The 23,683-nt window shown below is 67.5% G+C and carries 24 protein-coding genes, 3 tRNA genes and 1 other RNA gene; 11 read left to right on the top strand and 17 right to left on the bottom strand.

What is annotated here, in order from left to right; all coding sequences use genetic code 11:
• Nucleotides 1-71 precede the first annotated feature (71 nt).
• Nucleotides 72-629: a hypothetical protein gene (locus tag MRBLMI1x_RS12455; protein WP_363459106.1), complete on the top strand. Its 558-nt coding sequence runs from the start codon at nucleotides 72-74 to the stop codon at nucleotides 627-629.
• A 22-nt stretch (nucleotides 630-651) separates the two neighbouring features.
• Here the strand turns inward: MRBLMI1x_RS12455 and MRBLMI1x_RS12460 are convergent.
• The 12 genes from MRBLMI1x_RS12460 to MRBLMI1x_RS12515 form a co-directional block, all read right to left on the bottom strand.
• Nucleotides 652-710: transfer RNA gene (locus MRBLMI1x_RS12460), tRNA-OTHER, on the bottom strand.
• 211 nt (nucleotides 711-921) lie between these two features.
• Complete coding sequence (locus MRBLMI1x_RS12465) at nucleotides 922-1,707, bottom strand: hypothetical protein (RefSeq protein ID WP_363459108.1); 786 nt, start codon at nucleotides 1,705-1,707, stop codon at nucleotides 922-924.
• Nucleotides 1,704-2,912 carry a tyrosine-type recombinase/integrase gene (locus tag MRBLMI1x_RS12470; protein ID WP_363459110.1) on the bottom strand — a complete coding sequence of 403 codons (1,209 nt, stop codon included), beginning with the start codon at nucleotides 2,910-2,912 and terminating at the stop codon, nucleotides 1,704-1,706. Before MRBLMI1x_RS12470 ends, MRBLMI1x_RS12465 begins: the two co-directional genes overlap by 4 nt.
• Nucleotides 2,893-3,174: a hypothetical protein gene (locus MRBLMI1x_RS12475; protein ID WP_363459112.1), complete on the bottom strand. Its 282-nt coding sequence runs from the start codon at nucleotides 3,172-3,174 to the stop codon at nucleotides 2,893-2,895. Before MRBLMI1x_RS12475 ends, MRBLMI1x_RS12470 begins: the two co-directional genes overlap by 20 nt.
• Before the next feature lie 26 nt (nucleotides 3,175-3,200).
• Nucleotides 3,201-4,379 carry an AAA family ATPase gene (locus MRBLMI1x_RS12480; protein ID WP_363459114.1) on the bottom strand — a complete coding sequence of 393 codons (1,179 nt, stop codon included), beginning with the start codon at nucleotides 4,377-4,379 and terminating at the stop codon, nucleotides 3,201-3,203.
• Complete coding sequence (locus MRBLMI1x_RS12485; protein WP_363459116.1) at nucleotides 4,376-5,281, bottom strand: hypothetical protein; 906 nt, start codon at nucleotides 5,279-5,281, stop codon at nucleotides 4,376-4,378. Before MRBLMI1x_RS12485 ends, MRBLMI1x_RS12480 begins: the two co-directional genes overlap by 4 nt.
• Nucleotides 5,281-5,418 carry a hypothetical protein gene (locus tag MRBLMI1x_RS12490; protein WP_363459118.1) on the bottom strand — a complete coding sequence of 46 codons (138 nt, stop codon included), beginning with the start codon at nucleotides 5,416-5,418 and terminating at the stop codon, nucleotides 5,281-5,283. Before MRBLMI1x_RS12490 ends, MRBLMI1x_RS12485 begins: the two co-directional genes overlap by 1 nt.
• Before the next feature lie 155 nt (nucleotides 5,419-5,573).
• Nucleotides 5,574-5,649, bottom strand: a tRNA-Arg gene (locus tag MRBLMI1x_RS12495).
• A 146-nt stretch (nucleotides 5,650-5,795) separates the two neighbouring features.
• The gene (locus MRBLMI1x_RS12500; protein ID WP_363459120.1) at nucleotides 5,796-6,119 is read right to left on the bottom strand and encodes a hypothetical protein; all 324 of its coding nucleotides are present in this window, start codon (nucleotides 6,117-6,119) and stop codon (nucleotides 5,796-5,798) included.
• Entirely contained in the window at nucleotides 6,116-6,715 is a 600-nt protein-coding gene (locus tag MRBLMI1x_RS12505; RefSeq protein WP_363459122.1) for a hypothetical protein, read from the bottom strand. Before MRBLMI1x_RS12505 ends, MRBLMI1x_RS12500 begins: the two co-directional genes overlap by 4 nt.
• A 241-nt stretch (nucleotides 6,716-6,956) precedes the next feature.
• Nucleotides 6,957-7,256: a DUF3039 domain-containing protein gene (locus tag MRBLMI1x_RS12510; protein WP_363459124.1), complete on the bottom strand. Its 300-nt coding sequence runs from the start codon at nucleotides 7,254-7,256 to the stop codon at nucleotides 6,957-6,959.
• 284 nt (nucleotides 7,257-7,540) lie between these two features.
• Entirely contained in the window at nucleotides 7,541-7,729 is a 189-nt protein-coding gene (locus MRBLMI1x_RS12515) for a helix-turn-helix domain-containing protein (RefSeq protein ID WP_363459126.1), read from the bottom strand.
• A gap of 98 nt (nucleotides 7,730-7,827) precedes the next feature.
• Between MRBLMI1x_RS12515 and MRBLMI1x_RS12520 the strand changes: the two genes are divergently transcribed.
• Complete coding sequence (locus MRBLMI1x_RS12520; RefSeq protein ID WP_363459128.1) at nucleotides 7,828-8,388, top strand: helix-turn-helix domain-containing protein; 561 nt, start codon at nucleotides 7,828-7,830, stop codon at nucleotides 8,386-8,388.
• Between the two features lie 39 nt (nucleotides 8,389-8,427).
• Nucleotides 8,428-9,618 (top strand): tyrosine-type recombinase/integrase, encoded by a 1,191-nt coding sequence (locus MRBLMI1x_RS12525; protein ID WP_363459130.1) that lies wholly within the window; start codon nucleotides 8,428-8,430, stop codon nucleotides 9,616-9,618.
• Nucleotides 9,619-9,645: 27 nt separating this feature from the next.
• Here the strand turns inward: MRBLMI1x_RS12525 and rnpB are convergent.
• The 3 genes from rnpB to MRBLMI1x_RS12540 all read right to left on the bottom strand — a co-directional run bounded on the left by rnpB (nucleotide 9,646) and on the right by MRBLMI1x_RS12540 (nucleotide 12,490).
• Nucleotides 9,646-10,006, bottom strand: an RNA gene (gene rnpB / locus MRBLMI1x_RS12530) — RNase P RNA component class A.
• Between the two features lie 31 nt (nucleotides 10,007-10,037).
• The gene (locus MRBLMI1x_RS12535) at nucleotides 10,038-11,801 is read right to left on the bottom strand and encodes a bifunctional 3'-5' exonuclease/DNA polymerase (RefSeq protein ID WP_363459412.1); all 1,764 of its coding nucleotides are present in this window, start codon (nucleotides 11,799-11,801) and stop codon (nucleotides 10,038-10,040) included.
• Nucleotides 11,759-12,490 (bottom strand): zinc ribbon domain-containing protein, encoded by a 732-nt coding sequence (locus tag MRBLMI1x_RS12540; RefSeq protein WP_018186656.1) that lies wholly within the window; start codon nucleotides 12,488-12,490, stop codon nucleotides 11,759-11,761. Before MRBLMI1x_RS12540 ends, MRBLMI1x_RS12535 begins: the two co-directional genes overlap by 43 nt.
• Before the next feature lie 107 nt (nucleotides 12,491-12,597).
• Here MRBLMI1x_RS12540 and MRBLMI1x_RS12545 point away from each other — a divergent pair, with 107 nt between their 5' ends.
• Entirely contained in the window at nucleotides 12,598-14,097 is a 1,500-nt protein-coding gene (locus MRBLMI1x_RS12545; protein WP_018186655.1) for an amino acid permease, read from the top strand.
• A gap of 20 nt (nucleotides 14,098-14,117) precedes the next feature.
• Here the strand turns inward: MRBLMI1x_RS12545 and MRBLMI1x_RS12550 are convergent.
• Nucleotides 14,118-14,193: transfer RNA gene (locus tag MRBLMI1x_RS12550), tRNA-Val, on the bottom strand.
• Nucleotides 14,194-14,342: 149 nt separating this feature from the next.
• Between MRBLMI1x_RS12550 and aceE the strand changes: the two genes are divergently transcribed.
• From aceE to MRBLMI1x_RS12580, 6 genes are all read left to right on the top strand, one after another.
• On the top strand, nucleotides 14,343-17,069 hold the full coding sequence (gene aceE, locus MRBLMI1x_RS12555; protein ID WP_363459133.1) for a pyruvate dehydrogenase (acetyl-transferring), homodimeric type: 2,727 nt from the start codon (nucleotides 14,343-14,345) through the stop codon (nucleotides 17,067-17,069).
• Nucleotides 17,070-17,077: 8 nt separating this feature from the next.
• Complete coding sequence (locus tag MRBLMI1x_RS12560) at nucleotides 17,078-18,280, top strand: PucR family transcriptional regulator (protein WP_018186653.1); 1,203 nt, start codon at nucleotides 17,078-17,080, stop codon at nucleotides 18,278-18,280.
• Nucleotides 18,281-18,366: 86 nt separating this feature from the next.
• Nucleotides 18,367-19,284: an ACP S-malonyltransferase gene (locus MRBLMI1x_RS12565; protein ID WP_363459135.1), complete on the top strand. Its 918-nt coding sequence runs from the start codon at nucleotides 18,367-18,369 to the stop codon at nucleotides 19,282-19,284.
• On the top strand, nucleotides 19,281-20,282 hold the full coding sequence (locus MRBLMI1x_RS12570; RefSeq protein WP_018186651.1) for a beta-ketoacyl-ACP synthase III: 1,002 nt from the start codon (nucleotides 19,281-19,283) through the stop codon (nucleotides 20,280-20,282). Before MRBLMI1x_RS12565 ends, MRBLMI1x_RS12570 begins: the two co-directional genes overlap by 4 nt.
• Before the next feature lie 69 nt (nucleotides 20,283-20,351).
• Nucleotides 20,352-20,600, top strand: coding sequence for an acyl carrier protein (locus MRBLMI1x_RS12575; protein WP_018186650.1), 249 nt, complete (start codon nucleotides 20,352-20,354; stop codon nucleotides 20,598-20,600).
• A 50-nt stretch (nucleotides 20,601-20,650) separates the two neighbouring features.
• Entirely contained in the window at nucleotides 20,651-21,889 is a 1,239-nt protein-coding gene (locus tag MRBLMI1x_RS12580; RefSeq protein ID WP_020097418.1) for a beta-ketoacyl-[acyl-carrier-protein] synthase family protein, read from the top strand.
• A 170-nt stretch (nucleotides 21,890-22,059) separates the two neighbouring features.
• Here MRBLMI1x_RS12580 and MRBLMI1x_RS12585 read toward each other — a convergent pair whose 3' ends face one another.
• Nucleotides 22,060-22,563: a DUF3145 domain-containing protein gene (locus tag MRBLMI1x_RS12585; protein WP_026302847.1), complete on the bottom strand. Its 504-nt coding sequence runs from the start codon at nucleotides 22,561-22,563 to the stop codon at nucleotides 22,060-22,062.
• Nucleotides 22,564-22,763: 200 nt separating this feature from the next.
• Here MRBLMI1x_RS12585 and MRBLMI1x_RS12590 point away from each other — a divergent pair, with 200 nt between their 5' ends.
• Nucleotides 22,764-22,910, top strand: a complete 147-nt coding sequence (locus tag MRBLMI1x_RS12590; RefSeq protein WP_018186647.1) for a hypothetical protein — start codon at nucleotides 22,764-22,766, stop codon at nucleotides 22,908-22,910.
• The last annotated feature ends 773 nt before the right edge of the window (nucleotides 22,911-23,683 follow it).

Raw genomic sequence — 23,683 nt, forward strand, 5'->3', positions numbered from 1 at the left:
AGGTAGAGCGTCAACGGGAATCTGCTGCTGCCGAACGTGCCGAGGATGAGCAGAGACACAGGCTCCAAGCGATGGCTGTCGAGGAAGCGCGGGCCTTGATGGCCTGGTGCATTGCGGCGTCCAAGTGGGTGAGTTGGGAAATCGTCAAGCTCGACGACGTCGGCCCTGACCGACACGGCCCCACCCTTCGCGATAAAGCGACAACGATACTCAGCCAAAGCGTGGTCCCCGGCGCGGATGCACTACTCGAGTTGACAACCGCCGAGATTGAGGGTCTTTGGAGAAACATGCCGGATGCGGTTCACATGCCGGATGCCGTGTGGGATGAATATTGGCCCTCGGCGGGCAGCGAGATCCTGGATCGAGTAGGGCCAGCTCGAGCAGATCGGATAGCGCAGCGTATTCGGCAATGGAGCCTCGACCCCGAAGGTGCGTCGGCTGACCTTCAACAGGAGCGCAGCCTCCTGCGAGCAGACCCCATCTCCTTCTTTGACTACCGATTCGGGATCGGAGTTCAGGGCCTGAAACCCATCTCCGATCTCCCGGATCCTCCCTCTGAATATGCAGAGCGCGTCGCGTGGTTTCGAGAACGGGGGATCAAGTCGCCACGCTATAAAGCGCGATCGTGAATATAGACAGAAAGCCCCCTTGTGCTGCCGGCGGGGTTCGAACCCGCGCACCGATGGCTCTACCGGCTGAGCTACGGCAGCTACCTGTGTGACCCCTAACCCGATGTCGGGGGCCTCTCGACCCGGCTCGCCGGGCTGGAGGACACCGGCTTTCGGCGAGAACACAAAAGGCCGCATCCCCGTTGGGTTGCGACCTACACCACGAGTATAACCACATCGGGGCGCCGCTGGCACGCCATTTGTGGTCGTGTCTCCTACTCCCGACTGGCATCGGAGGTGCTTGACAAGCGCGTCAGCGGGCTCCGATTCCGTACTTCTTGGCTAGGCGTTGTGCGATGCGATCGGTCTTCGCCTGCTCCTGTCGCTTCTCCTTCTGCTCCTTCGCGTATTTCATAACGAGGGCTTCGTAGTCGTCCTCGGCGTAAAAGTGTCCGGCGGCGCAGACGACGCGGCGCGAGTCGCCTGGGAACGCGGGGGGCCAGACAGCGAGGCGCGCGCCGCAGTCGTCTTGCCCGCAAGGGACCTGCGAGTAGGCGGCCTGGGTGGCGCGGGGCCATCGGGCGTTCATCCGCCAGATGTCACGGAACTGCTCCCCCATCGCGTCAATGTCGCTGGTGTGGGTGGTGGCGAGGATCGCGTCGAGTCGAATCTTGAGCCAGTGCGCGGCTACTCCGACGGCTTCTGCCGCTTGAGCGGCCGTGACGCCGACCGGCAAGCCCACGATGGTCCCGTTGTTGTCCCGCCAGGATCCCGCGAGGACTCGGACAGGCTTCTGATCGAGGATGCTCCCCCAGTGTCCGGACCAGTACACGAGAGTCGCGTAGAGATGGTTGACGTCGTCGAATGCGGCTTGGTTGAACGGGAGCGGTGCTGAGTCGCTCGCCGTGTCGACTTTGTCGGTTCCGGCGGTGCCGCTGGTGACCATGTTGCCGACGAGATGGCCGGCAATCTCTCCCGCCTGGGTGAGGGGCATATCGAGCCGGGCCCAGCAGCTGGTGCAGTAGCGGCCGTGCGTCGCAGTGTTCTCGTGGGTGGGATCGATTTCGTGTCGGTGGCAGTATCTGCTCGGTTCGGTCACAAGGTCTCCTTTGGGTGATCGAGCTGGCGCATGGGTCGGGTTCCTGCGAGGGCCGCGCCGATCATGTCGGCCATTCGGACGTGGGCGTCGGGCTGCAGATGACCGTAGGTATTGATCGTGGTGGTGATGGATTCGTGTCCGAGGCGGGCCTGCACGAAAGGGAGGGGCGCTCCCCCGGCGATAAGCCAGGACGCGTGAGAGTGGCGGAGGTCATGCGGGGTCGGCTTCCGCCGCAGCGGGACGAGCCCGTACGGTTCGCACGCTTCGGGGTCGATCGCTTTCTCGACGGCGGGGTCCCAGACGCTCGCGCGGAACCGTCCCATCCATAGGTGCTTGCCGTTGCTGTTCGCGAAGATCAGCGCGTCGGAACGACCGGGTTTCCCGAGCGCGTCAACGATGTCGGGTGGCACGGATATCGTCCGGCGAGCTCGAGACGACTTCGGGTGCTTCAGGATTGGCCCACCACCCGCTGATTTCTTCCACGCTTTGTCGACTCGGATCGTGGCCGGGGTGACGCGTGCGTCCAGGTCGCCCCAGGTCAGCGCGGTCGCTTCCCCCCAACGGCATCCGGTATTCGCGAGGAACATCACGAACGAGGTGAACCCCTCGGGGATGAAGTGGAGGAGGGTCGTGTACTCGTCGACGGACAGGAACACGCCCTCGCGCGCCTGCCCCCGAGTGAGGCGTGTCTTGCGAGCGGGATTGTCCGGTCGGATGCCGCTGTCCACCGCGGCTGTCATCACTGCGGATAGGAGCGCGTGATAGTTGCGGACTGTCTTCGCCGAGATGGGCCGGTCGGGTCGTCGTGATGTTGGTTGCTGTTCTTGCCAGTTCACCCATCGGCCGACGTCTGCCCTGGTGAGTGTGGCGACCGGGACCTGTCCGAGGTAGGCGATGAACGATCGTTCGGCGTTTCGCCTGTATCCCTCTCGGGTGGCGTCCTCGATGCCGGTCAAAAGACCGGAAGCGGGGTCGAGGTACTTGTCGGTCCATGCCCCAAGGGTGAGAGCGTCGGGGTCGGTGTTTCGTCGCGCTCGGACAACGGCGCGGGCTGCGGGCCAGCCGGCGCGTTCGACGAGTGACTTGAACTGCTGAGCGCCCCCGAGGTGGATGAAGTTCTCCTGCAGCTGCTTCCCTTCGTGACGTCCCTGTACCCGGTAGCGGATCTCCCCGCTTGGGAGGCGCCTAACGCCGATGCTGGCCATCGCCTTCCTCGCCTCCTCCAACGAACTGGTATCGGGCAGGCGTCTCGATCGCCTGGTCGGAGAGCAGGTAAACCACGCTGTTGGCGGGGAGGTTCACATCTACGGGCTGCCCAGACATGAACACGATCCTCGATTCGCTGTCAGCAATGGGCGTGATGCTCGCCACGGAGTACGGGTTGACCCAGAGGTCGGCGACCTTGACGAATAGGGGGCTCCCCGTTTCGACGCCGCCTACGCGCGTCGCGGTGTTTGTGCGTGTCATATGTGTGTCCTTTCGTTGTGGGCGTGTCATTGCTGCCACGCTTCCCATGGCCAGTCCTGGCCGCGGTACATCTGGTTCGGCCAGTCGCGCTGGTCGCGGTCACCGCGCCATCGGACGACGTCAACGACGCCATCCATATCGGGTACCTGCCGGAGGCCCAGCCCGAACTCGGGCCAGCCGAGCAGAGCTGATGAGCCGCGCGGGCGTAGGTCGCGATACCCGGACGAGCCGATGGAGTGGCCGGCGTGGGCCTCCATGACGAGCGCGACGTTCCGCTCGCGGAGAGAGTCGAGCGCGACGATGAGGGGTGCGGCATCGTCGTCCGAGTTGATCGCCTTCGAGACGAGCTTGTAGAGCGGTCCTATGAATAGGACGTCCGGCTTGTGGTGGTCGATGAGGCGGTGGATCTCAGCGAGGTGCGACCCCTTGGTGATGTCGATGCGTTTCCCCGCCGTGAGGTGCACGACGTCTGCCGGGTCTCGCGCCCCTTCCCTGGCGGCGTTCTGCGCGATCCACCGAGTCGCACGCCGCCACTGGCGTTCGGTGTTCTCCGCGTCCACGACGAGCACTTCGACGGGTTCGATGCGCCCGAAGGTGACCGGGTGGATGCCGGATGCGGAGAGGATCGCCAGCTGTCGCATCCACATGGTCTTTCCTGCGCCCTCTCCCCCAGTCACGACGAGACGGTCCTGCCGCTCGAGCAGACCCGGAATCACCCAGTCGTACGTGTCGACGCCTGACAAGACCTCCCCGAGGGTCTTCGTCTGCAAGGTGCCAGACGACGCTCCATCGACAAGGCTCGTGAGCGCCGACACCGCGGAGGATGCGACGTCGAGAGCCGGCTCCCCGTTCTTGACGCGTTCCGCCGTCTGCGAGATCACATCCCGGAGCTGCCTGCGGACCGATTCGGCGCGGACGACCTGCGCGTACTGGAAGGCACGGTGAGGGACCATCCGCTGCGCGTCGGTCCACAGCCACACGTCAGCAGGGTTGAGTGACGACGCACCCCACTCGTGGAAGTGGCTGTCGACCGCGACGACGTCGATCGGCATGTTCTTCGCGACCGCCGCAATGAGCCCGGAGAACACGGCACCGTGTCGCGCGTCTGTGAAGTCGTCGGCGGAGACGAGGCCTTCGATTGTCCTCAGGGTCGCTTTGGGCTCGATGATGAGCGCGCCAAGCAGGTTCTCCTCCGCCGCGGTCACGTGGCAGCGCCCTCGGCCCGGGGGCGCTGCCACCCAGCGGTTGACTGCCCGCCCTGCATCCACGCATCGGAGTCGCGCCGGGCTGCAGACAAGCCGGCCGCTCCCTTCAGCCCGGGCGCCTTGATCAGCCAGGTCGTGAAGGCTGCGTTCCAGTTGGCCGCGCGGCGGTCATGAGTCTCCGCGTGCAAACGGAACGCTTCCGCCTCGCGAACGACATCGATACCCGCCGTCTTGGCTCTTTCGGTGTGCGCACTTGTAGGTGCCCACGAGGCAGGAAGAGGTGTCTCTCTTCGCTTCGCCGTGGAAGACGAAGTCTTCGTCCCTGTTTCAGTCCCAGTAGTAGTAGGAGGACCCTCAGCCGATGGGTCACTTCCACCCTTCGGTTTGGGGTCAATCGATGGGTCAACCGATGGGTCGGTGGATGGGTCAGCCTTCACATTGATGGCGGGAGATGAGAGCAACGTCGCGAGGTGCTGCTCCGACTTCCACCCGGCCAGCTCCGGCTTCCGGATTCGCAACTGCTGGACCTCGAAAGCGATCACACCGCGGAGTCGTTGCGACGCGACGCCCGTCCAGTCGGCCGCCATCGTTATTGCGAGGTTGGGCTGCTTCAGCACCCCGTCGTACTTCACATACGACCGAACGAGGACCTCCTCGCTGTCCTCGTCGATGACGATGAAGTGCTTCAGCTCGAGCTCCGTTCCCATGCGCTTCACGTCGGCGGCCGTCGTCCCGGTGCACATCTGGGCGAGCCGCCCGGGTCGCCAGTCGCTTACGCCGGCTCGGTTGGTGTCCGGGTGAGTGAGAAGAAGCTCGTACAACCACTGGGCGTCACGCGTCAGCGAACGCCAGTCGGAGTCGCCCCACATGTCGAGCCGGATGTTCGCGTGTTCGCGGGGCATCAGGTGGTCACCTGCTCGTGCTCGCGGAGGAGCACCCGGAGCTCGCGCCGGCTGATGCCGAGACGGCGCGAGATCTGCTTGCCCGTCCACCCGTACGAGCGGGCAATGACTGCGATGTGTGCGGTGCTCGTAGCCATACGTTCTGCGTGCACTCGGGCTGCCTCGACCTGCTCGGCGGCAGTGTCGGTGAGCTGCTTTGCTCTGTCGAGGTACTCCCCCGCGATGCGGTGTCTTTCGGGGCTGATGGCCATTTCGGGTCCTCTCTTGGCGTTCGGGTGTCGTGAGGCGTGGGTGGTCCCGCCGGCAGGATTCGAACCTGCGACTGTCCGCTTAGAAGGCGGCTGCTCTATCCACTGAGCTACGGCAGGGGGCTGGCCGGGGGCGGGGCACCTGCGCCAGGTGTTGCATGCGCAACAGGTGATGCAGTCGCATCAGGTGAGGAATCTTCCTCAGGTGTGTCATTCGACACAGGTGAGTCACCTGACTCAGGTGGGGCATCCGACCCAGGTGTCCGCTACGCGGGCAGGGAGGAGTGCCAAGCGCGGACGGCCGTCTCCATCTGGTCGACGATCGCGCGGAGGTCCGCAAATTCACGGCCGATGACGGCTTCGAGCTCGGTGACGGTGCGCGCGGTGATGCTCCACTCGCTTAGGTCGAGCGTTGCGGTCCATTCGTCAGTGTCGAAGCCGTCTATGGGTATCAGGTGGGATCCGTAGACGCGGACCTCGCTGTCGCCCGCCTTCGCGTCGATGATCGCGCCGAAGTGCCCGTCCCGCTCGAACTCGTCCTGCGTGGTGTGCTCGAGCTGGCACCACCCGCACTTCGGGCAGGTGTTCATGCGGGGACCGCGTTGTCGATGTCGATGTTGAGGATGAACGCGTGAGCGGTAGTGACGGTGCCTTCGTGGACGGTGTTGCCCATCGGGTCCATGAGGGTGACGTCGTGGTCACGTGTTCTGACGCGGAGGTCGTCGTGCTTCGCGAGGGTTCGCAGGCGGGCGACGGCTTTCCGGTGCGCCTGCTCTTCCCCTCCGGTTTCGAAGCGAGCGATGAGCAGCTGGTTGTCGTCGACGAGCAGCACCTCCCACGTGCCGAGGGCGTCGTAGAGGATGCCTCCGCTGAAGAGGCCGCGGCCGGTGAACGGGCCGGGGTCGCGTCGCGCGTCCGTACGGTTGAAGCTCGTCCGGGACGTCGTCACCCCGCGGAACACGTCGTAGGTGATCGTGAGAGACCCATGCTCCCCCGCGGTAAAAGGCTGAGTGCCTCGGGCGGTGACGATGCGGGCATCGACGCCCGAGGCGTGAAGCCCTGCGCAGGCGGTGAGCATGAGATTCTGCCGGCGCGTCACGATGTCTGCGATCGAGGCACGCATCTCGCCGAGGGCGGTCGAAGCGTCGCGGACGAGCGTGCTGACGTTCGTGTTGGTGGTGGTCATCGTGTCTGCTTTCGTGTCGTCAACCATGCGCGGACGGCCGCGACGTCGCGGTCCTCTGCTGTCTTCGTGTGGCTGGTCTGGAGGTATCGGATGATCGCCGCACTGTCCGGGTCAGCGGGCAGCACGAGACTTGGCCTGCCAGACGCACGGGCGGGTTGGCCATTGGGGTGGGGCGGTCTGCCGTCCTCGAGTGACTTGACCCGTCGCACGAGGTCGTGAAGCATCCCGATCGCGTCAGCCATCAGGTAAAGGCCGGCTTCTCGAGGTGCTTCTCACGACGCGCGTCTGCCAGGTGGCGCTCGGCATCCTTGATCCGCTGGTTGAGGCGGTCACGCTCGTCGCGGAGATACTCAAGGTCGCCCATCAGGTCAAGGAGGGCCTGGCATTCGGCGCAAATCTCGGCGCCCGGATCGTCGGCCTTCCCGCCACTTCCGACACGGAGGGAGGGCGTAAAGTGCTCGCCGCAGAGTGCGCGGATGTCACCACCAGAGATGAGAGCGGTGTCGATGGCCTTCCGGGCCGCGTAGTGATTCACGGTCACGACTGCACCTCCTCGCGCTCAAATCGTGACGGGGATTCGGCCCGTGCCGACGTTGAGAGCTCGGGGTGAATGTCCGAGCTGGGTGTTGCTAGGATGGTGTCCAGCATTGATCTACCTCCGGGTGGATGAAGCCGGTTCCTCCATGGCAGTGGATGAGCCGGCCCTTTCTTTTTGGGTCGCCAAACGGCGCAGGCCGAGGCAAGTTAGCCGAGTATCGGGCGACACCTGCTCCTCGGTGGGGTGTTCGGGCGTTCCCGCGTCGGCAACAAGACTGTCTAGACGGCCTACGCGAATGCCTCGTTGATGATGCGGTCGAGCTCTTCAGCGGCAACGACAGTGCGTCCGCCGATCTTGCCGGCCTTGATCTGTTTCGTGTGGATCAGCCAACGAACTGATGCCGCCGTCCGACGAAGCTCGGTCGCCACTTCATCTACGAAGTAGAACCTCGGGCGCGGTGATGCGGGTATGGTCATGGTCCCTCCTAACTCCCTATTCCAGTTGTAGCGACTGGGAATTACTGTAACCCGCGTTTCCGGTAGTGGCAACTAGGAATCGTGGTTATCTTTGCTTCATGTCCAGAGACGTCCAGATTGGCCAGAATCTCGCGAGGCTTCGCGGCTCCATCTCGCAGAGCGAACTCGCCGCACAGATGAAAGCGCTGGGGTGGAAGTGGTCACAGTCGACGGTTTGGTCCATCGAAAAGGGGGACCGCCCGCTCCGCCTTGCGGAGGCGGAGGACCTTCTGCCGATCCTGAACTTGAGCAACGTGCACCAGATCATCGGAAGCGCTTTCGAGCGCGACATGGCCGACATGGTCGATAGGGTGCGGAAACTCAGAGACTCAGCCATTAGGGCCATCCACTCCTACAATCACGCGCGCCTCGACCTGGCAATCGCTGCGGACGATCATGACCTCGGAGTCACGGAACATCACGAAGTACTCCAGGAGGTCCGAGTAGGCCCGATCGAGCTCGCCGAGACGTACGAGGTGTGGGCCGTCAACGTCGCTGAGGGTGACACACCTGTCGATCGCTCGAACCCGTATCCCTTGTCGGCCCCGGATCCGGCGGAGCCCGGGTCCATGCTGAACTTCTACATGAGAACGACCGGCTATAGAGGCGATCGTGGTTGATACGAGCACATCGGGCGTCCGCGTTGGCTCGGGACGATCATGAGAAAGTATGTGGAGGACCGTTGGCACATACGAGATGCCGACGGCTCCAGGAAGCGCAGCACGCGACACGGCGTCGGAATGCAGTTCCGGGCGCGGTACTTCGACGAAGCCGGAAAAGAGCACGCGAAGCACTTCAAGCTCAAACGAGACGCGCAGCGGTGGCTCGACGAAGTGACAACCTCTGTCGTGTCCGGGCAGTACGTCGACCCGAACGCCAGTAGGCTCACGTTCCGCGCATACGCCGACATATGGCTTGCCGCGCAGGTGCACCGCGACGCGACAGCCGCTCTCTACCGTGGGCACCTCGAGCGCCACGCCTACCCCACTCTCGGAGATCGGGCGCTCGGAACTATCCTCCGCACGACGGTGCAAGGCTGGGTGAAGAGTCTGACTGTCGACGACCCTAAGACGAAGCGCAAGGCGCTCTCCCCCGCGACGATCGGCGTGGTGTACACCGTCGTCGCATCCGTTTTCCGCGCGGCCGTGCGTGACCGCAAGCTTGCCTCGACCCCTTGTGACGGCATATCCCTGCCCGACGTATCCAAGGCCCGCGTTCAGCCGCTCACGACCGCTCAGGTAGAGCTCCTCGCCGAGCATGTGCCTGCCGAACTGCGCACCCTCGTCATCCTCGCGGCCGGAACGGGGGTTCGGCAGGGCGAGGCCCTCGGGCTCACCCGTGATCGCATCCGACTGCTCGGCAAGAATCCCGCCGTCACCATCGACCGACAGCTCGTGACGAAGTCGAAGGGCGAGACTGCGTTCGCACCACCGAAGACCGCGGCATCCGTCCGAACCGTCCCACTCCCCCACGTCGTCGTAGCTGCGTTGAATGATCACCTCGCGCGCTTCGACGTCGGCGACGGCGAGCTGCTGTTCACGCTCAACGGCAAGGGCATCACGCGACAGCGGTTCGGGCACCTCTGGCGTCCGGCAGCTCAGGCGGCCGGCCTCACGGACGCGACGGGCACCGGCATGCACGCGCTCCGGCACTACTACGCGAGCCTGCTCATCCGGTACGGCGAGAGCGTCAAGACCGTGCAGGGGCGCCTCGGACACAAGTCGGCAACCGAGACGCTCGACACCTACGGGCACATGTGGGCGGATTCCGACGACCGCACGCGGGAGGCCGTCGACAGCGTTCTCGGCGCTCCTGCGGACCCCGTGCGGACTGCGGACAGCCAGGGCTGACAAAGCAGCAGGTCAGGACGGAATAGGCGAATGGGCCGGCCTGTACGCCGGGTTCTGTCCGGGGGTCGAAACCCCGTGGACGGTCATCTCTCTCGGCGACACGTTGCCGTGCCGCTCCAGCGGTCTACCCGGGGACTCGGCGGGCCGCGTCGGCATCCCCTGTCTGACCTTGCTCCGGGCGAGGTTTACCGTGCGGGCCGTGTCACCACGACCCCGGTGGTCTCTTACACCACCCTTTCACCCTTACCCCGGTCGGAACCGGGGCGGTCTGCTCTCTGTGGCACTGTCTCGCGGATCACTCCGGGTGGGTGTTACCCACCGCCCTGCCCTGTGGAGCCCGGACGTTCCTCGGTGCGCTCTCGCGCCACGCGACCGTCCAGCCGACCCATTCGCGGGGTCGAGTCTAGTCGTCGCGGCGGTCAGTCCTTCGCCGCGTCGACCCGCACCTGCAGGTCGAGGCGGAAGTCGAGGGGGATGTCGCCGAAGAGGAGCCGGGTCGCCGCGTCCGCGGCCTGGCGCACCGCCTCCGCCGCCTGCTCCGCATGCGCGGCGGGTGCGTGGACGATGACCTCGTCGTGGAGGAAGAACGCGAGATGCGCCTGCCGCGAGTGGAGCGCGCCCGACCGGGGTGCGGCATCCTCGTCACCGACGAACGGCAGCAGCGCGAGCCTCGCCCGCAGATCGCCGAGCCACGCGAGGGCCCATTCGGCCGCGGTTCCCTGCACGACGAAGTTCCGTGTGAACCGGCCCCGGTCGCGCGCGATGCGCCGGGCCTGGGTGCGGTCCGTCTCGGTCGCGTCGGGATCGCCCGCTCGACTCTGCACCGCGCGCCATCCGGGCGACGGAGGTGGACTGGACCGCCCGAGCCAGGTCGAGACGACGCCGCCCTCCTCGCCCACACGGGCTGCGTCGTCCACGAGTCCCATCGCCCGCGGATACGCCCGTCGGAGCGCCGGGACGAGGCGGCCGCTGTCCCCCGTCGTCGCGCCGTACATCGCGCCCAGCAGGGCGAATTTCGCCTCGGAGCGGGTACCGACCACGCCCCGCGAGACGATGCCCTCGTACAGGTCGGTATCGCGCGCGCTGTCTGCGAGGGCGGCATCCCGCGACATCGCCGCCAGCACCCGAGGCTCGAGCTGCGCGACGTCGGCGACCACCAGCGTCCATCCCGGGTCCGCGCGGACGGCGGGTCGAAGCTGCCGCGGCAGCTGCAGCGCCCCGCCGCCCGACGACGCCCACCGGCCGGTCACGACACCGCCGGGGACGTACACGGGACGGAATCGGCCCTCCGGCGCCCACTCGTCGCGCCACGCCCACCCGTTCGCCGTGTACATCCGCATGAGCCGCTTGTACTCCAGGAGCGGTGCGACGACCGGGTGGTCGTACTCCTTCAGCTCCCACTTGCTCGTCGACGTCGCGGCGACGCCGACGCGATGGAGCGCCCGCAGGAGCTTCGGCTGCGAATCGAGACTCGCGCCGGGATCCCCGAGAAGACCGCGAATCTCGCCCGCCAGGGCGACGATGCGCGCAGGTGGCCGGCCGCCGGAGTCCCGCTCGCCGAGCATCGCGGTCAGGATCTCGTCGTGGACCCGCCCGTCCCACGGCACGCCCGCCGCGTGCATCTCGGCCGCGACGAGGGCACCGACGGACTCGGCCGCGACGAGCAGCCGCAAGCTGGGAGCACTGGCGCCGATCACCCGCCGTTGCCGCTCGAACTCGGCGATCGCGGCATCGATGTCGTGCGGCGCCTCGCGGGAGCCGGGGTCGAGATCGAAGAGGGCGCTCGGACCGTCGTCCGAGACGGATGCCGCGGCATCCCACTCCGTCGCCCGTCGGAGCGCGTCGGTGTCGACTGCGAGGGCGCTGTCACGCAGGATCGCGTGGACGAGGCGGAGGTCGTGGCAGCGGGTGACACGGACTCCCGCGGCGATCAGCGACGGATACCAGTGCGAGGTGTCGCTCCACACCCACCGCGTCGTATCACCCGCCCGACGGACGTGCTCGCGGAGGGACGACGCATCGACGAGCACACGGTCGACCGCCCGCCCGGCGACATCGAGCGAGACGAGGGCGATCCGCCCCTCGGAGGCGCCCACGACGATCCACGGGACGGGACCGTCCGAGGGAGCTTCCGGATCGGTCAGAGCCCGGAGTCCTCGTCGCGAACGAGGATGCAGCCGCACTCCGGGCACGTGACGACGTCCTCCTCCGCCGCGGCACGCACGACGTTGAGGTCGGTGCCCGACAGGACCATGTGGCAGCCACCGCACGTGCGACGCTGCAGGTGACCGGCACCGTTCCCGCGAGCGGCGAGGCTGTCGTACATGCCGACGAGGTCGGCGGGAAGCGACGCGGCGATCGCGGCACGGTCGCGGGTCGCAGCCTCGAGACGCGTGGTCGCCTCGGCGACGGTCGCCTTGGCCTCGGCGCTCAGTCGCGCCCCCTCTTCATTGACCGACGCGATGAGGGCCTCCTGCTCCGCCACAGCGGCTTCGGCGGCCTCGAGACGCTCCATGACCTCGAGCTCGGCGTCCTCCAGGTCGCTCTTGCGCCGGGCGAGCGAAGCGATCTCGTGCTCCAGCCCCTGGGCGTCCTTGACGCTCGACGTCGCGGCGAGCAGGTCGTTGTCGCGCGCGGTCCGGGCGTCGACGACAGCGACGTCGGACTGGATGCGGGCGAGTTCGGCCTTCGCATCGTCGCGCTCACCGAGCCGACGCGTCAGCTCGGCCGAGTGGGTCGCGCGCTCCGCCAGCAGCTCCTTCACGCGTGCGGCCTGCGCGGGGTTCTGTCTCGCGTGATCCGCACGGCGCACGGCGATGTCGGCGTCGGCGAGATCGAGGAGGCGGCGCTGGTCGGTAAAGCTGGCTTTCACGTCCTCCAACCTACCCCGCGGGCGACCGGCCGTCGGGGCGACGGCTTCAGACAGGATGCCGCGACGCACTAACATTGCGTGCCGGAATCGCGCGGGAGGAGAACAGCATGAGCGTGCTGCGCACCAAGACGGTCGAACAGTCGATCGCCGACACCGAAGAGCCCGAGTTCAAACTCAAGAAATCGCTCTCGGCCCTCGACCTCACGGTCTTCGGCGTCGGCGTCGTCATCGGCGCCGGGATCTTCACCCTGACCGGACGCGCCGCCCATGAGGTCGCCGGCCCCGCGATCGTCATCAGCTTCGTCGTGGCCGCCATCGCGTGCGGGCTCGCAGCCATGTGTTACGCCGAGTTCGCGTCCACGGTTCCCGTGTCGGGTTCGGCCTACACCTTCTCCTACGCATCGCTCGGCGAGCTCTTCGCCTGGATCATCGGATGGGATCTGATCCTCGAGATGTTCCTGGGGGCGAGCGTCGTCGCGCAGGGGTGGAGCGCCTACCTCGGATCGCTCATGGAGCAGCTCGGCGCCCCGATCCCCGCCGCGATCGGATACGGCGGGTCTATCGACCTGATGGCCGTCCTCCTGGTGGTGGTCCTCGGCGTGCTGATCACCGTCGGCATCCGGGAGTCCCTTCGGGTGAACCTCGTGCTCGTCGCGGTGAAGCTGTTCATCGTCCTGTTCGTGATCGTCGCGGGACTGATGTTCGTCAACCCAGCGAACTACTCCCCCTTCGTGCCGGACGCAGCTCCCCGCGAGACCGCCTCGGGACTCACCCAGCCGCTCCTGCAGTTCTTCTCGGGCATCGAGCCGACCGCGTTCGGCGTCGGCGGCATCTTCGCGGGCGCCGCCCTCGTGTTCTTCGCGTACATCGGGTTCGACGTCGTCGCGACGACGGCGGAGGAGACCAAGCGCCCGCAGCGCGACCTGCCGATCGGCATCATCGCCTCGCTCATCATCTGCACGGTGCTCTACGGCGCCGTCGCTCTCGTCGTCACCGGCATGGTGCCCTACGACAAGCTCGACCCCGCCGCGGCGCTCGCCAACGCGTTCGCGTTCCACGGCCAGACCTGGATGGCGACCGTCATCTCGGCGGGCGCCGTGGCCGGCCTCACGACGGTCGTGCTGACCCTCATGATCGGTGCGACGCGCATCATCTTCGCGATGTCGCGCGACGCCCTCCTGCCGCGCGGGCTCGCGAAGGTACACCCCCGGTTCCGCACCCCGTGGGTCATCTCGGCGATCGTGACGGTCATCGTCGCCCTCGTCGCCGGCCTCACGCCGGTCGGCGTACTCGAGGAGATGGTCAACATCGGCACGCTGTCGGCGTTCGTGCTCGTCTCGGTCGGCGTCATCGTCCTCCGCCGTCGGCGTCCGGATCTGGAGCGCGGCTTCCGCGTCCCGCTGAATCCGTGGCTGCCGGCGCTGTCGGTGATCGTCTGCGTCTATCTGATGCTCAACCTGACCGTCGAGACGTGGCTGCGCTTCCTCATCTGGCTCGCCATCGGCTTCGTGATCTACTTCGCGTACTCACGTCGGCACTCGCGTCTCGGCAAGGGCGGCGACCTGTACATCGACCCCGCGACACCGAAGGTCGCCGGTCGGGACTGAGGGGAGCGGCGGGATGCCGGTGGTGGGCCCTGCCGGGATCGAACCGACGACATCCACGGTGTAAACGTGGCGCTCTACCAGCTGAGCTAAAGGCCCTGACGTACCGAGTCTAGGGCGCCCGCGCGGCGTCCAGCACCGGGCCGTATGGGTAGGCTGAGGACAAGCGAGTTGTGCGCGGCGAACAAGCGCGCCCTCGCTCGATCCCTCCTTCCTGGCACGATCTGCCAGGCGACGAAAGGCCTCTTGTGACTGTCAACGATCAGGATCCGTACTCGCAGGGCCCGCAGGACAGCGACCCGGAAGAGACGTCGGAGTGGCAGGATTCCCTGCGCCAACTCGTCGACGCCCGCGGAGCGAGCCGCGGCCGCGAGATCATGCTGAGCCTGCTGCAGAGCTCGCGTGAACTGCACCTCAACGTCCCGCAGGTCCCCACGACGGACTACATCAACACGATCCCCGTCGACAGCGAGCCGGAGTTCCCGGGCGACGAAGAGGTGGAGCGCCGCTACCGCAGCTGGATCCGCTGGAACGCCGCCCTCACGGTGCACCGTGCGCAGCGCCCCGGCATCGGTGTCGGCGGCCACATCTCCACGTACGCGTCGTCGGCGGCACTGTATGAGGTCGGCTTCAACCACTTCTTCCGCGGTCCGGACCACGAGAGCGGTGGCGACCAGGTCTTCTTCCAGGGGCACGCCTCCCCCGGCATGTACGCCCGCTCGTTCCTCGAGGGCGGCCTGACGACGCAGCAGCTCGACGGGTTCCGCCAGGAGGCATCCGCTGCCCCTCACGGCCTGCCGTCGTACCCGCACCCGCGCCTCATGCCGGACTACTGGCAGTTCCCGACCGTCTCGATGGGCCTCGGTCCCATCAACGCCATCTACCAGGCGATGACGAACAAGTACCTCACCAACCGCGGCGTCAAGGATCTCTCCGACGCCCACGTGTGGGCCTTCCTCGGCGACGGCGAGATGGACGAGGTCGAGAGCCGCGGCCAGCTGCAGGTCGCCGCCAACGAGGGCCTCGACAACCTGACTTTCGTCGTCAACTGCAACCTGCAGCGCCTCGACGGCCCCGTTCGCGGCAACGGCAAGATCGTCCAGGAGCTCGAGAGCTTCTTCCGCGGTGCCGGCTGGAACGTCATCAAGGTCGTCTGGGGTCGCGAGTGGGACGACCTGCTCTCCCGCGACCAGGACGGCGCGCTGCTCAACCTCATGAACAGCACCCCCGACGGCGACTTCCAGACGTATAAGGCCGAGAACGGCGCGTACGTCCGTGAGCACTTCTTCGGCCGCGACGAGCGCGCCGCAGCCCTCGTCAAGGACTACTCCGACGAGCAGATCTGGAACCTCAAGCGCGGTGGCCACGACTACCGCAAGGTCTTCGCGGCGTACAAGGCGGCCATGGAGCACAAGGGCCAGCCGACCGTCATCCTGGCGAAGACCGTCAAGGGCTACGGGCTCGGCCCGCACTTCGAGGGGCGCAACGCGACGCACCAGATGAAGAAGATGACCCTCGACGACCTCAAGCTGTTCCGCGACCAGATGCACATCCCGCTGACGGACGCCCAGCTCGAAGAGAACCCCTACGAGCCGCCGTACTACCACCCGGGCGCCGAAGACGAGACCATCAAGTACATGGTCGAGCGGCGTCGCGCACTGGGCGGCACGCTCCCGCAGCGTCGCAGCACGCACACCTCGCTGAGCCTCCCCGACGACAGCGTGTACGCGCTGCCGAAGAAGGGGTCGGGCACGCAGGAGGTCGCCACCACGATGGCGTTCGTGCGGCTGCTCAAAGATCTGCTGCGCTCGAAGGACTTCGGCCACCGCATCGTGCCGATCATCCCAGACGAGGCACGCACGTTCGGTATGGACGCGTACTTCCCGACGGCGAAGATCTACAACCCCAACGGGCAGAACTACACGTCCGTCGACCGCGAGCTGCTCCTGGCCTACAAGGAGAGCCCGCAGGGTCAGATCATGCACGTGGGCATCAACGAGGCCGGCGCCCTCGCCGCCTTCACCGGTGTCGGCACGTCCTACGCGACCCACGGCGAGCCGCTCATCCCGGTCTACGTCTTCTACTCGATGTTCGGCTTCCAGCGCACGGGCGACGCTCAGTGGGCCGCCGGCGACCAGATGGCGCGCGGGTTCATCATCGGCGCCACGGCCGGCCGCACCACCCTCACGGGTGAGGGCCTGCAGCACGCCGACGGCCACTCGCACCTGCTCGCCTCGACCAACCCGGCGACCGTCTCGTACGACCCGGCCTACGGCTACGAGATCGCGCACATCGTGCAGTCCGGTCTCGAGCGCATGTACGGCGGGGAGCACGAGGACCCGAACGTCATGTACTACATCACGGTCTACAACGAGCCGATCGTCCAGCCCAAGGAGCCGGAGGATGTCGACGTCGACGGCATCGTCCGCGGCATCCACCGCGTCTCGACCGGTGAGGGCGAGGGGCACCGCGCCCAGATCCTCGCGTCGGGCGTCGGCCTGGCGTGGGCCCACGAGGCGCAGAAGCTCCTCAAGGACGACTGGGGCGTCGTGGCCGACCTCTGGTCGGTGACCAGCTGGACCGAGCTCCGCCGCGACGGCCTCGCCGCCGACGAGCACAACTTCCTGCACCCCACCGACGAGCCCAAGACGGCCTACATCACCGAGAAGCTCCGCGACTCGGAGGGCCCCGTCGTCGCCGTCAGCGACTTCATGCACGCCGTCCAGGACCAGATCCGCCAGTGGGTCCCGCGCCGTTACGCGACGCTCGGTGCCGACGGCTTCGGCTTCTCGGACACACGTGCCGCGGCTCGTCGTCAGTTCAAGATCGACGGTCCGTCGATCGTCGTGCGGACCCTGCAGGCCCTCGCCGAGGACGGCGTCGTCGACCGCGGCCTGTCGGCACAGGCGATCGAGAAGTACCGCCTGCACGACGTCAACGCCGGCACCTCCGGCAACGCGGGCGGCGAAGCCTGACCCGCGCGATGACCGAACGGCCGACCGCCCAGGAGAAGGCGGAGACACTCGCGTGGCTCCGCCGGATCTCGGGAGATCTCGCAACCACCACGCTCCGGAGGCTCGAGGAGTACCTGCCCTGGTACGCCGAGATGCCTCCGGGGCGCCGGTCGGCCGTCGGTCTCGTCGCCCAGTCGGGCATCTCGTCCTTCGTCGACTGGTACGACGACCCGAACTCGACGCCGTGGATCGCGGCCGACGTCTTCGCATCGGCGCCGCGCGAGCTGCTGCGGAGCATCAGCCTCACCCAGACGCTCCAGCTCATCAAGGTGACGGTCGAGACCACCGAGGAACGCGTCGCCGGACGGGGCAACGGACTGCGCGAGAGCATCCTGCTCTACTCGCGCGAGGTCGCCTTCGCCGCGGCGGACGTCTACGCCCGGGCTGCGGAAGCACGCGGCTTGTGGGATGCCCGCCTCGAAGCGCTCGTCGTCGACTCGATCCTCACGGGTGAGGCCGATGAGGAGCTCCCGAGCCGCATCGCCGCCCTCGGCTGGCACGGCCACGGCGAGGTCGCGGTCCTCGTGGGCACGACTCCCCCGCAGCTCGACGTCGACCAGGTGCGCCGCACGGCGCGGAAGCTCGGCGTCGACGTGCTCATCGGAGTGCAGGGCTCCCGCCTGGTTCTCGTCATCGGTCGGGCCGACCAGAGCGGCCGCGAGGATGCCGAAGAGCTGCCCTTCGCCGAGATCGCGACGCGCCTCGAGCCGGGGTTCGGAAGCGGTCACCTCGTGCTGGGGCCCACGGCATCCGCTCTGCTCGACGCAGGGCTGAGCGCCCGGGCGGCCCTGGCCGGATTCGCGGTCGCCAAGTCGTGGCGGAACGCCCCGCGCCCCGTGGACGCCGACGACCTGCTTCCCGAGCGCGCTCTTGCGGGCGATCCGCTCGCGAAGGCCACGCTCATCGAACGGATCTACCGCCCGCTGCAGGCGCACTCGACGGATCTCGTCACGACGCTCTGGAGCTACCTCGACAACGGTCGCTCGCTCGAGGCGACGGCCCGCGAACTGTTCGTGCATCCCAACACGGTCCGCTACCGACTCAAGCGGGTCTCCGACGTCATCGGATGGGATGCCACAGGTCCCCGTGAGGCTCTGATCCTGCAGACGGCGCTCATCCTCGGCTCGATCGGCGGCGACGTGACCCGCCGTCGCCCCGTGCGCCGAACCTGATCTCTGTACGACTCGAACAAACGGATCGCACTTTCTTGTGCGCTCACCGACAGCAACGACGACTCGAACTTGCAAGGATGGAAACCGTGATCATCGCCGTCTTCCCGGGTCAGGGCTCTCAGACCCCCGGGTTCCTCACTCCGTGGCTGGAGACCGAGGGCACCCGTGAGCTTCTCGAGCAGTACTCCGCCTACGCCGAGGTCGACCTGGTCGCGGCGGGCACCGAGTGGGATGCCGACCGCATCCGCGACACCAAGGTCGCCCAGCCGCTCATCGTCGCCGCCAGCCTGCTGTCGTGGCGCGCGCTGGTCGACGCCGGTCATCGCCCCCACGGCGTCGCCGGACACTCCGTCGGTGAAATCGCCGCGCTGGTCGCCGCCGGCGTCCTCACGGAAGAGGACGGCATGCGCCTGGTCAGCATCCGCGGCCGCGCCATGGCCGAGGCCGCCGCTCTCGAGCAGACCGGCATGAGCGCGGTCGTGGGCGGCGACGAGGCCACGGTCCTCGCCCGCCTGGAAGAGCTCGACCTGACGCCGGCCAACTACAACGGCGGCGGACAGATCGTCGCAGCCGGGGCGCTTCCGGCTCTCGCCGAGCTCGGCTCCGACGCGCCGCGCGGCAGCCGGGTCATCCCGCTGCAGGTCGCGGGCGCATTCCACACGCGGTACATGGCACCGGCCGTCGAGACCCTCCGCACGGCTGCGGCCGCGGTGGAGGCATCCGAACCCGCTCTGACGCTCTGGAGCAACCGCGACGGCGGGACCGTCTCGGACGGCCGCGCCGCGGTCGACCTCCTCGTGGCGCAGGTTGCGAACCCCGTCCGATGGGACCTATGCATGGCCTCGTTCGCCGAGAACGAGGTGGCCGGCATCATCGAGCTCGCTCCCGCCGGCACCCTCGTCGGACTCGCCAAGCGCGGGTTGCGCGGCGTACCGTCTGTTGCGGTGAAGACGCCCGAGGACCTCGCCGCCGCGAACGCCCTCCTGACCGGAGAGAACGCATGACCCCCCAGCTGATCCAGCCCACCGGCGCGGCGCACACCCGCATCTACGCGTACGGCGCCGCCCGCGGTGAGAACGCGGTCCCCAACGAGGACCTGATCGAGCCGATCAACTCGAGCGACGAATGGATCCGTCAGCGCACCGGCATCATCACGCGAGTACGAGCGGATGCCGGTACCACGGCGATCGACCTCGCATCTGACGCCGCGGCCGAAGCCATCGAGCGCTCCGGCGTCCCGGCCGACAAGATCGACGCCGTCATCGTGGCGACGATCTCGAACCCCAAGCAGACCCCGTCCGTGTCGGCGATTGTGGCCGACCGCGTCGGCGCGAACCCGGCCGCCGCCTACGACCTGAACGCCGCGTGCGCCGGATTCGCCTACGGCGTCGCGCAGGCGGACGCCCTCATCCGTGCGGGTGCCGCGCACTACGCGGTCGTCATCGGCACCGAGAAGCTCAGCGACGTCGTCGACCCGACCGACCGCTCGATCTCGTTCCTGCTCGGGGACGGTGCCGGTGCGGTCGTCATCGGCCCCAGCGACACGCCCGGCATCGGCCCGACCATCTGGGGATCGGACGGCTCGAAAGCGGATGCCGTGGGCATGAACCACACGCTGACCGAGTTCCGCGACGGTGTCGCCCCCTGGCCGACGCTCCGTCAGGAAGGGCCCACCGTGTTCCGCTGGGCCGTCTGGGAGATGGTCAAGGTGGCCCGGCAGGCGATCGAGGCCGCGGGGATCACGCCCGACGACCTCGCCGCCTTCGTGCCCCACCAGGCCAACATGCGCATCATCGACGAGTTCGCCAAGCAGTTGAAGCTGCCCGACACCGTCGTGATCGGCCGCGATATCGAGACGACGGGCAACACCTCGGCGGCATCCATCCCGCTGGCCACCCACCGTCTTCTCGACGAGCACCCCGAGCTCAGCGGCGGCCTCGCCCTGCAGATCGGTTTCGGCGCCGGGCTCGTGTTCGGCGCACAGGTCGTCGTCCTCCCGTGACGACGGCCGTCCCCCACCTAAACTGACTACCGGCCCGGCTGGGCCGACCCCCACAGAAGGAGAAATCCCATGGCATTCACCAACGACGAGGTCCTCGCCGGCCTGGCTGAGCTCATCACCGACGAGACCGGTATCTCGTCCGACGAGGTCGCCCTCGAGAAGTCGTTCACGGACGACCTCGACATCGACTCGATCTCGATGATGACGATCGTCGTCAACGCCGAGGAGAAGTTCGGCGTCACCATCCCCGACGACGAGGTCAAGAACCTCAAGACCGTCGGCGACGCCGTCACCTACATCACGTCCAACCAGGCCTGATCCGCGCGTCCGGTGGGGGTCCGCCCCCACCGGAGCAGCACGAGGGAATCATGAGCAACACGCGAATCTTCGTCACCGGCATCGGTGCGACCTCCCCCATCGGCGGCACCGCCAGCGAGAGCTGGGAGGCGCTCCTCGCCGGAGCGTCCGGTACCCGCACGCTCGAGCACGACTGGGTGGAGCAGTACCAGTTGCCCGTCACGTTCGCCGCCGAGGCGAAGGTGCGACCCGAGACGGTCCTCGACCGTCCCGTCGCCAAGCGCCTCGACCCGTCCTCGCAGCTCGCGATGGTGGCGGCGAAGGAGGCCTGGGAGGATGCCGGCGCGCCCGAGGTCGACCCCGAGCGCCTCGGCGTCGAGTTCGCCACCGGCATCGGCGGGGTATGGACGCTCCTCGACGCATGGGACACCCTGCGCGAGAAGGGCCCGCGGCGCGTCATGCCCATGACCGTGCCGATGCTCATGCCCAACGCTGCAGCGGGCAACCTCTCGCTGCACTTCGGCGCTCGCGCCTACGCTCGCACGTTCGCGAGCGCGTGCGCATCGAGCACCGAGTCGATCGTCAACGCGATCGAGCACATGCGGGCCGGCCTCGCCGACATCGTCATCGCGGGCGGCACCGAGTCGGCGATCCACCCCATCACGATCGCGTCGTTCGCCTCGATGCAGGCGCTGTCGCGTCGCAACGACTCCCCCGAGACGGCATCCCGTCCGGGCAGCATCGACCGTGACGGATTCGTCATGGGAGAGGGCGCCGCGGTCCTCATCCTCGAGACCGAGGAGCACGCGAAGGCCCGCGGCGCGAAGATCTACGCCGAGCTCGTGGGCGGCGGCGTCACCGCCGACTCGTACCACATCACCGCCAACGACCCCGAGGGCACCGGTGCGGCGCGAGCCGTCCGCCTCGCGCTCGAGATGGCGGATGCCTCGCCCGACGACGTCACCCACGTCAACGCGCATGCGACGTCGACCCCCGTCGGCGACCCGAACGAGTACGTCGCCCTGAAGTCCGTCTTCGGCGACCGGGTCGACGAGATGCCGGTGTCGGCCACGAAGGCGTCCACCGGTCACCTCCTCGGCGGCACGGGAGCGCTGGAGGCGATGTTCACGGTGCTGGCGCTCCGCGACCGCATCGCTCCCCCGACCATCAACATCACCGAGCCCGACCCGGCCGTTCCCTTCCGTCTGTCCGGCGACACCGTCCCGCTCGGCGACGGCGACCAGTTGGCCATCAGCAACTCGTTCGGCTTCGGCGGTCACAACGCCGTCGTCGCGTTCCGCTCGGTTTGACCCCGAACACGACGAACGCCCCCGGGAAGCCACCGGGGGCGTTCGTCGTTCAGTTCAGGCGGGGCGGTAGCCGCCCCGGTCTCCGGGAAGCCGTCCGAAGCCGGTCGAGGCCCACTCACCCCGCCTGAAAACCTGTCCGTCCATGGAGTGTCCGCTCCAGCGGAGTCGTCTCAGCCGACCTTGTGCAGCCACACGACCGGAGCGTCGTCGCTTGCGTGGCGGAAGGGTTCGAGCTCCTCGTCCCACGAGGCGCCGAGCGCCACGTCGAGCTCCCGCTGCAGCTCGCTCATGTCGCCGGCGGCGATCTCCATGGCGTAGCGGATGCGGTCCTCTCCGACGACGACGTTGCCCGAGGCATCCGTCTGCGCGTAGTGGATGCCGAGGCTCGGCGTGTGGAGCCAGCGACCGCCGTCGGTGCGGGGCGTCGGATCCTCCGTCACCTCGTACCGCAGGTGCTCCCAGCCGCGCATGGCGGAGGCAAGAGCGGCCCCGCTTCCGGCGGGTCCCTCCCAGTAGAACTCCGCGCGGCGGCTGCCCGGTTGGACGGGCTGGTCCGCCCAGTCGAAGCTGACGGCATGCCCGAGGGCACGACCAGCAGCCCACTCGAGGTGGGGGCACAGCGCGCGTGGCGCGGAGTGGATGAAGATCACTCCGCGCGCGTGAGGTGTGGCCATCGATCTCTCCGTTTCGTTCAGGTACGTCTTCCCCTACGACCTGATGGAGAGTGCTGGCCGGATATCCGGTTGTGCCGCCATTATCGCCCATATCCTGGGCGAATCACAACCGTGTAACACGAGGTTCGTCGGACGTTCGTCAACCCCATGGCCCGCGGGACACGATGGGCGCAAGCTGACCGCTCGACGAAAGGACCATCATGAGCGACAACACTCCCCACACGCGCGACGCCGATGACGCTCACGCCGATGACGCACTCCCGACCGACGCCGTCAGCGACGAGGTGAAGGAGGACGCAGCCCGCGCCGGCAGCGAGGTCACCGCCGAGGACCACGACGATCGCTGACGCATCCGCCACATTCGGCCTACTCGGCCACGCGATCCAACGGTGCTTCCTCGCGCTGCAGACGATGCGGTCTCCGAGGCCCATTCATCCACGCGGTGTCCCGCTGAGGGGCGACGTCTTCTGGGGAGAGCGAGATCATGTCGCCGGGATCGCGTGGATCGACGCACCCTCGCCCGGCACCCGGGCGACGGTCACCGCCCGATACTCGCGGTCGATCGGGCTCCCCGAGCCTTTTCCGGACATCCTCGGGCTCGCACTCCGGGTCGAGACGGATGAGGGGTACGCGGACATCGAGCTCGCGTCGACCGGATCGGCGCTGCCGCTACGGTTCGCTCTATTGAGCCGGCGAAACCCGTCGCGGGGAGTCTTCACGACCTTGATCCCCTACCGCGGCACCGCGGGCGCCATCCTTCTCCGAGCACGCCCGCTTCGGCCATCCCTGCCGAACGACCTTCCGGGCATCGAGAGGGTTCTGCGAGAAGACGCCTGGCACCTTTCCCTCTCCTTCGCCACGCCGGGCGGGCCGTGGCATCCATTCGCGCTCCTGAGCCTGCGCAGCCGCGGAGGCGACCTGGACATCCGCTTCGACGCAGGGCGGAATGTGCTGCCCGGAGCGCGCATGTATCGCTGGGTGAACGCGGTCCGCCAGCCTTCCTACGACGCCGTTCAGCGACGGAACCGATAGCGAGGATGCTCTGTCAAGCCCCTGCGGGTCGAACGCGGCGAGGGCGTTCGATGTGCGTGTCGAAAGGAGACATGATGAGCGATTCCAT

Origin of the sequence: Microbacterium sp. LMI1x-1-1.1, from assembly GCF_040676205.1 — a bacterium.
GTDB classification, from domain to species: domain Bacteria; phylum Actinomycetota; class Actinomycetes; order Actinomycetales; family Microbacteriaceae; genus Microbacterium; species Microbacterium aquilitoris.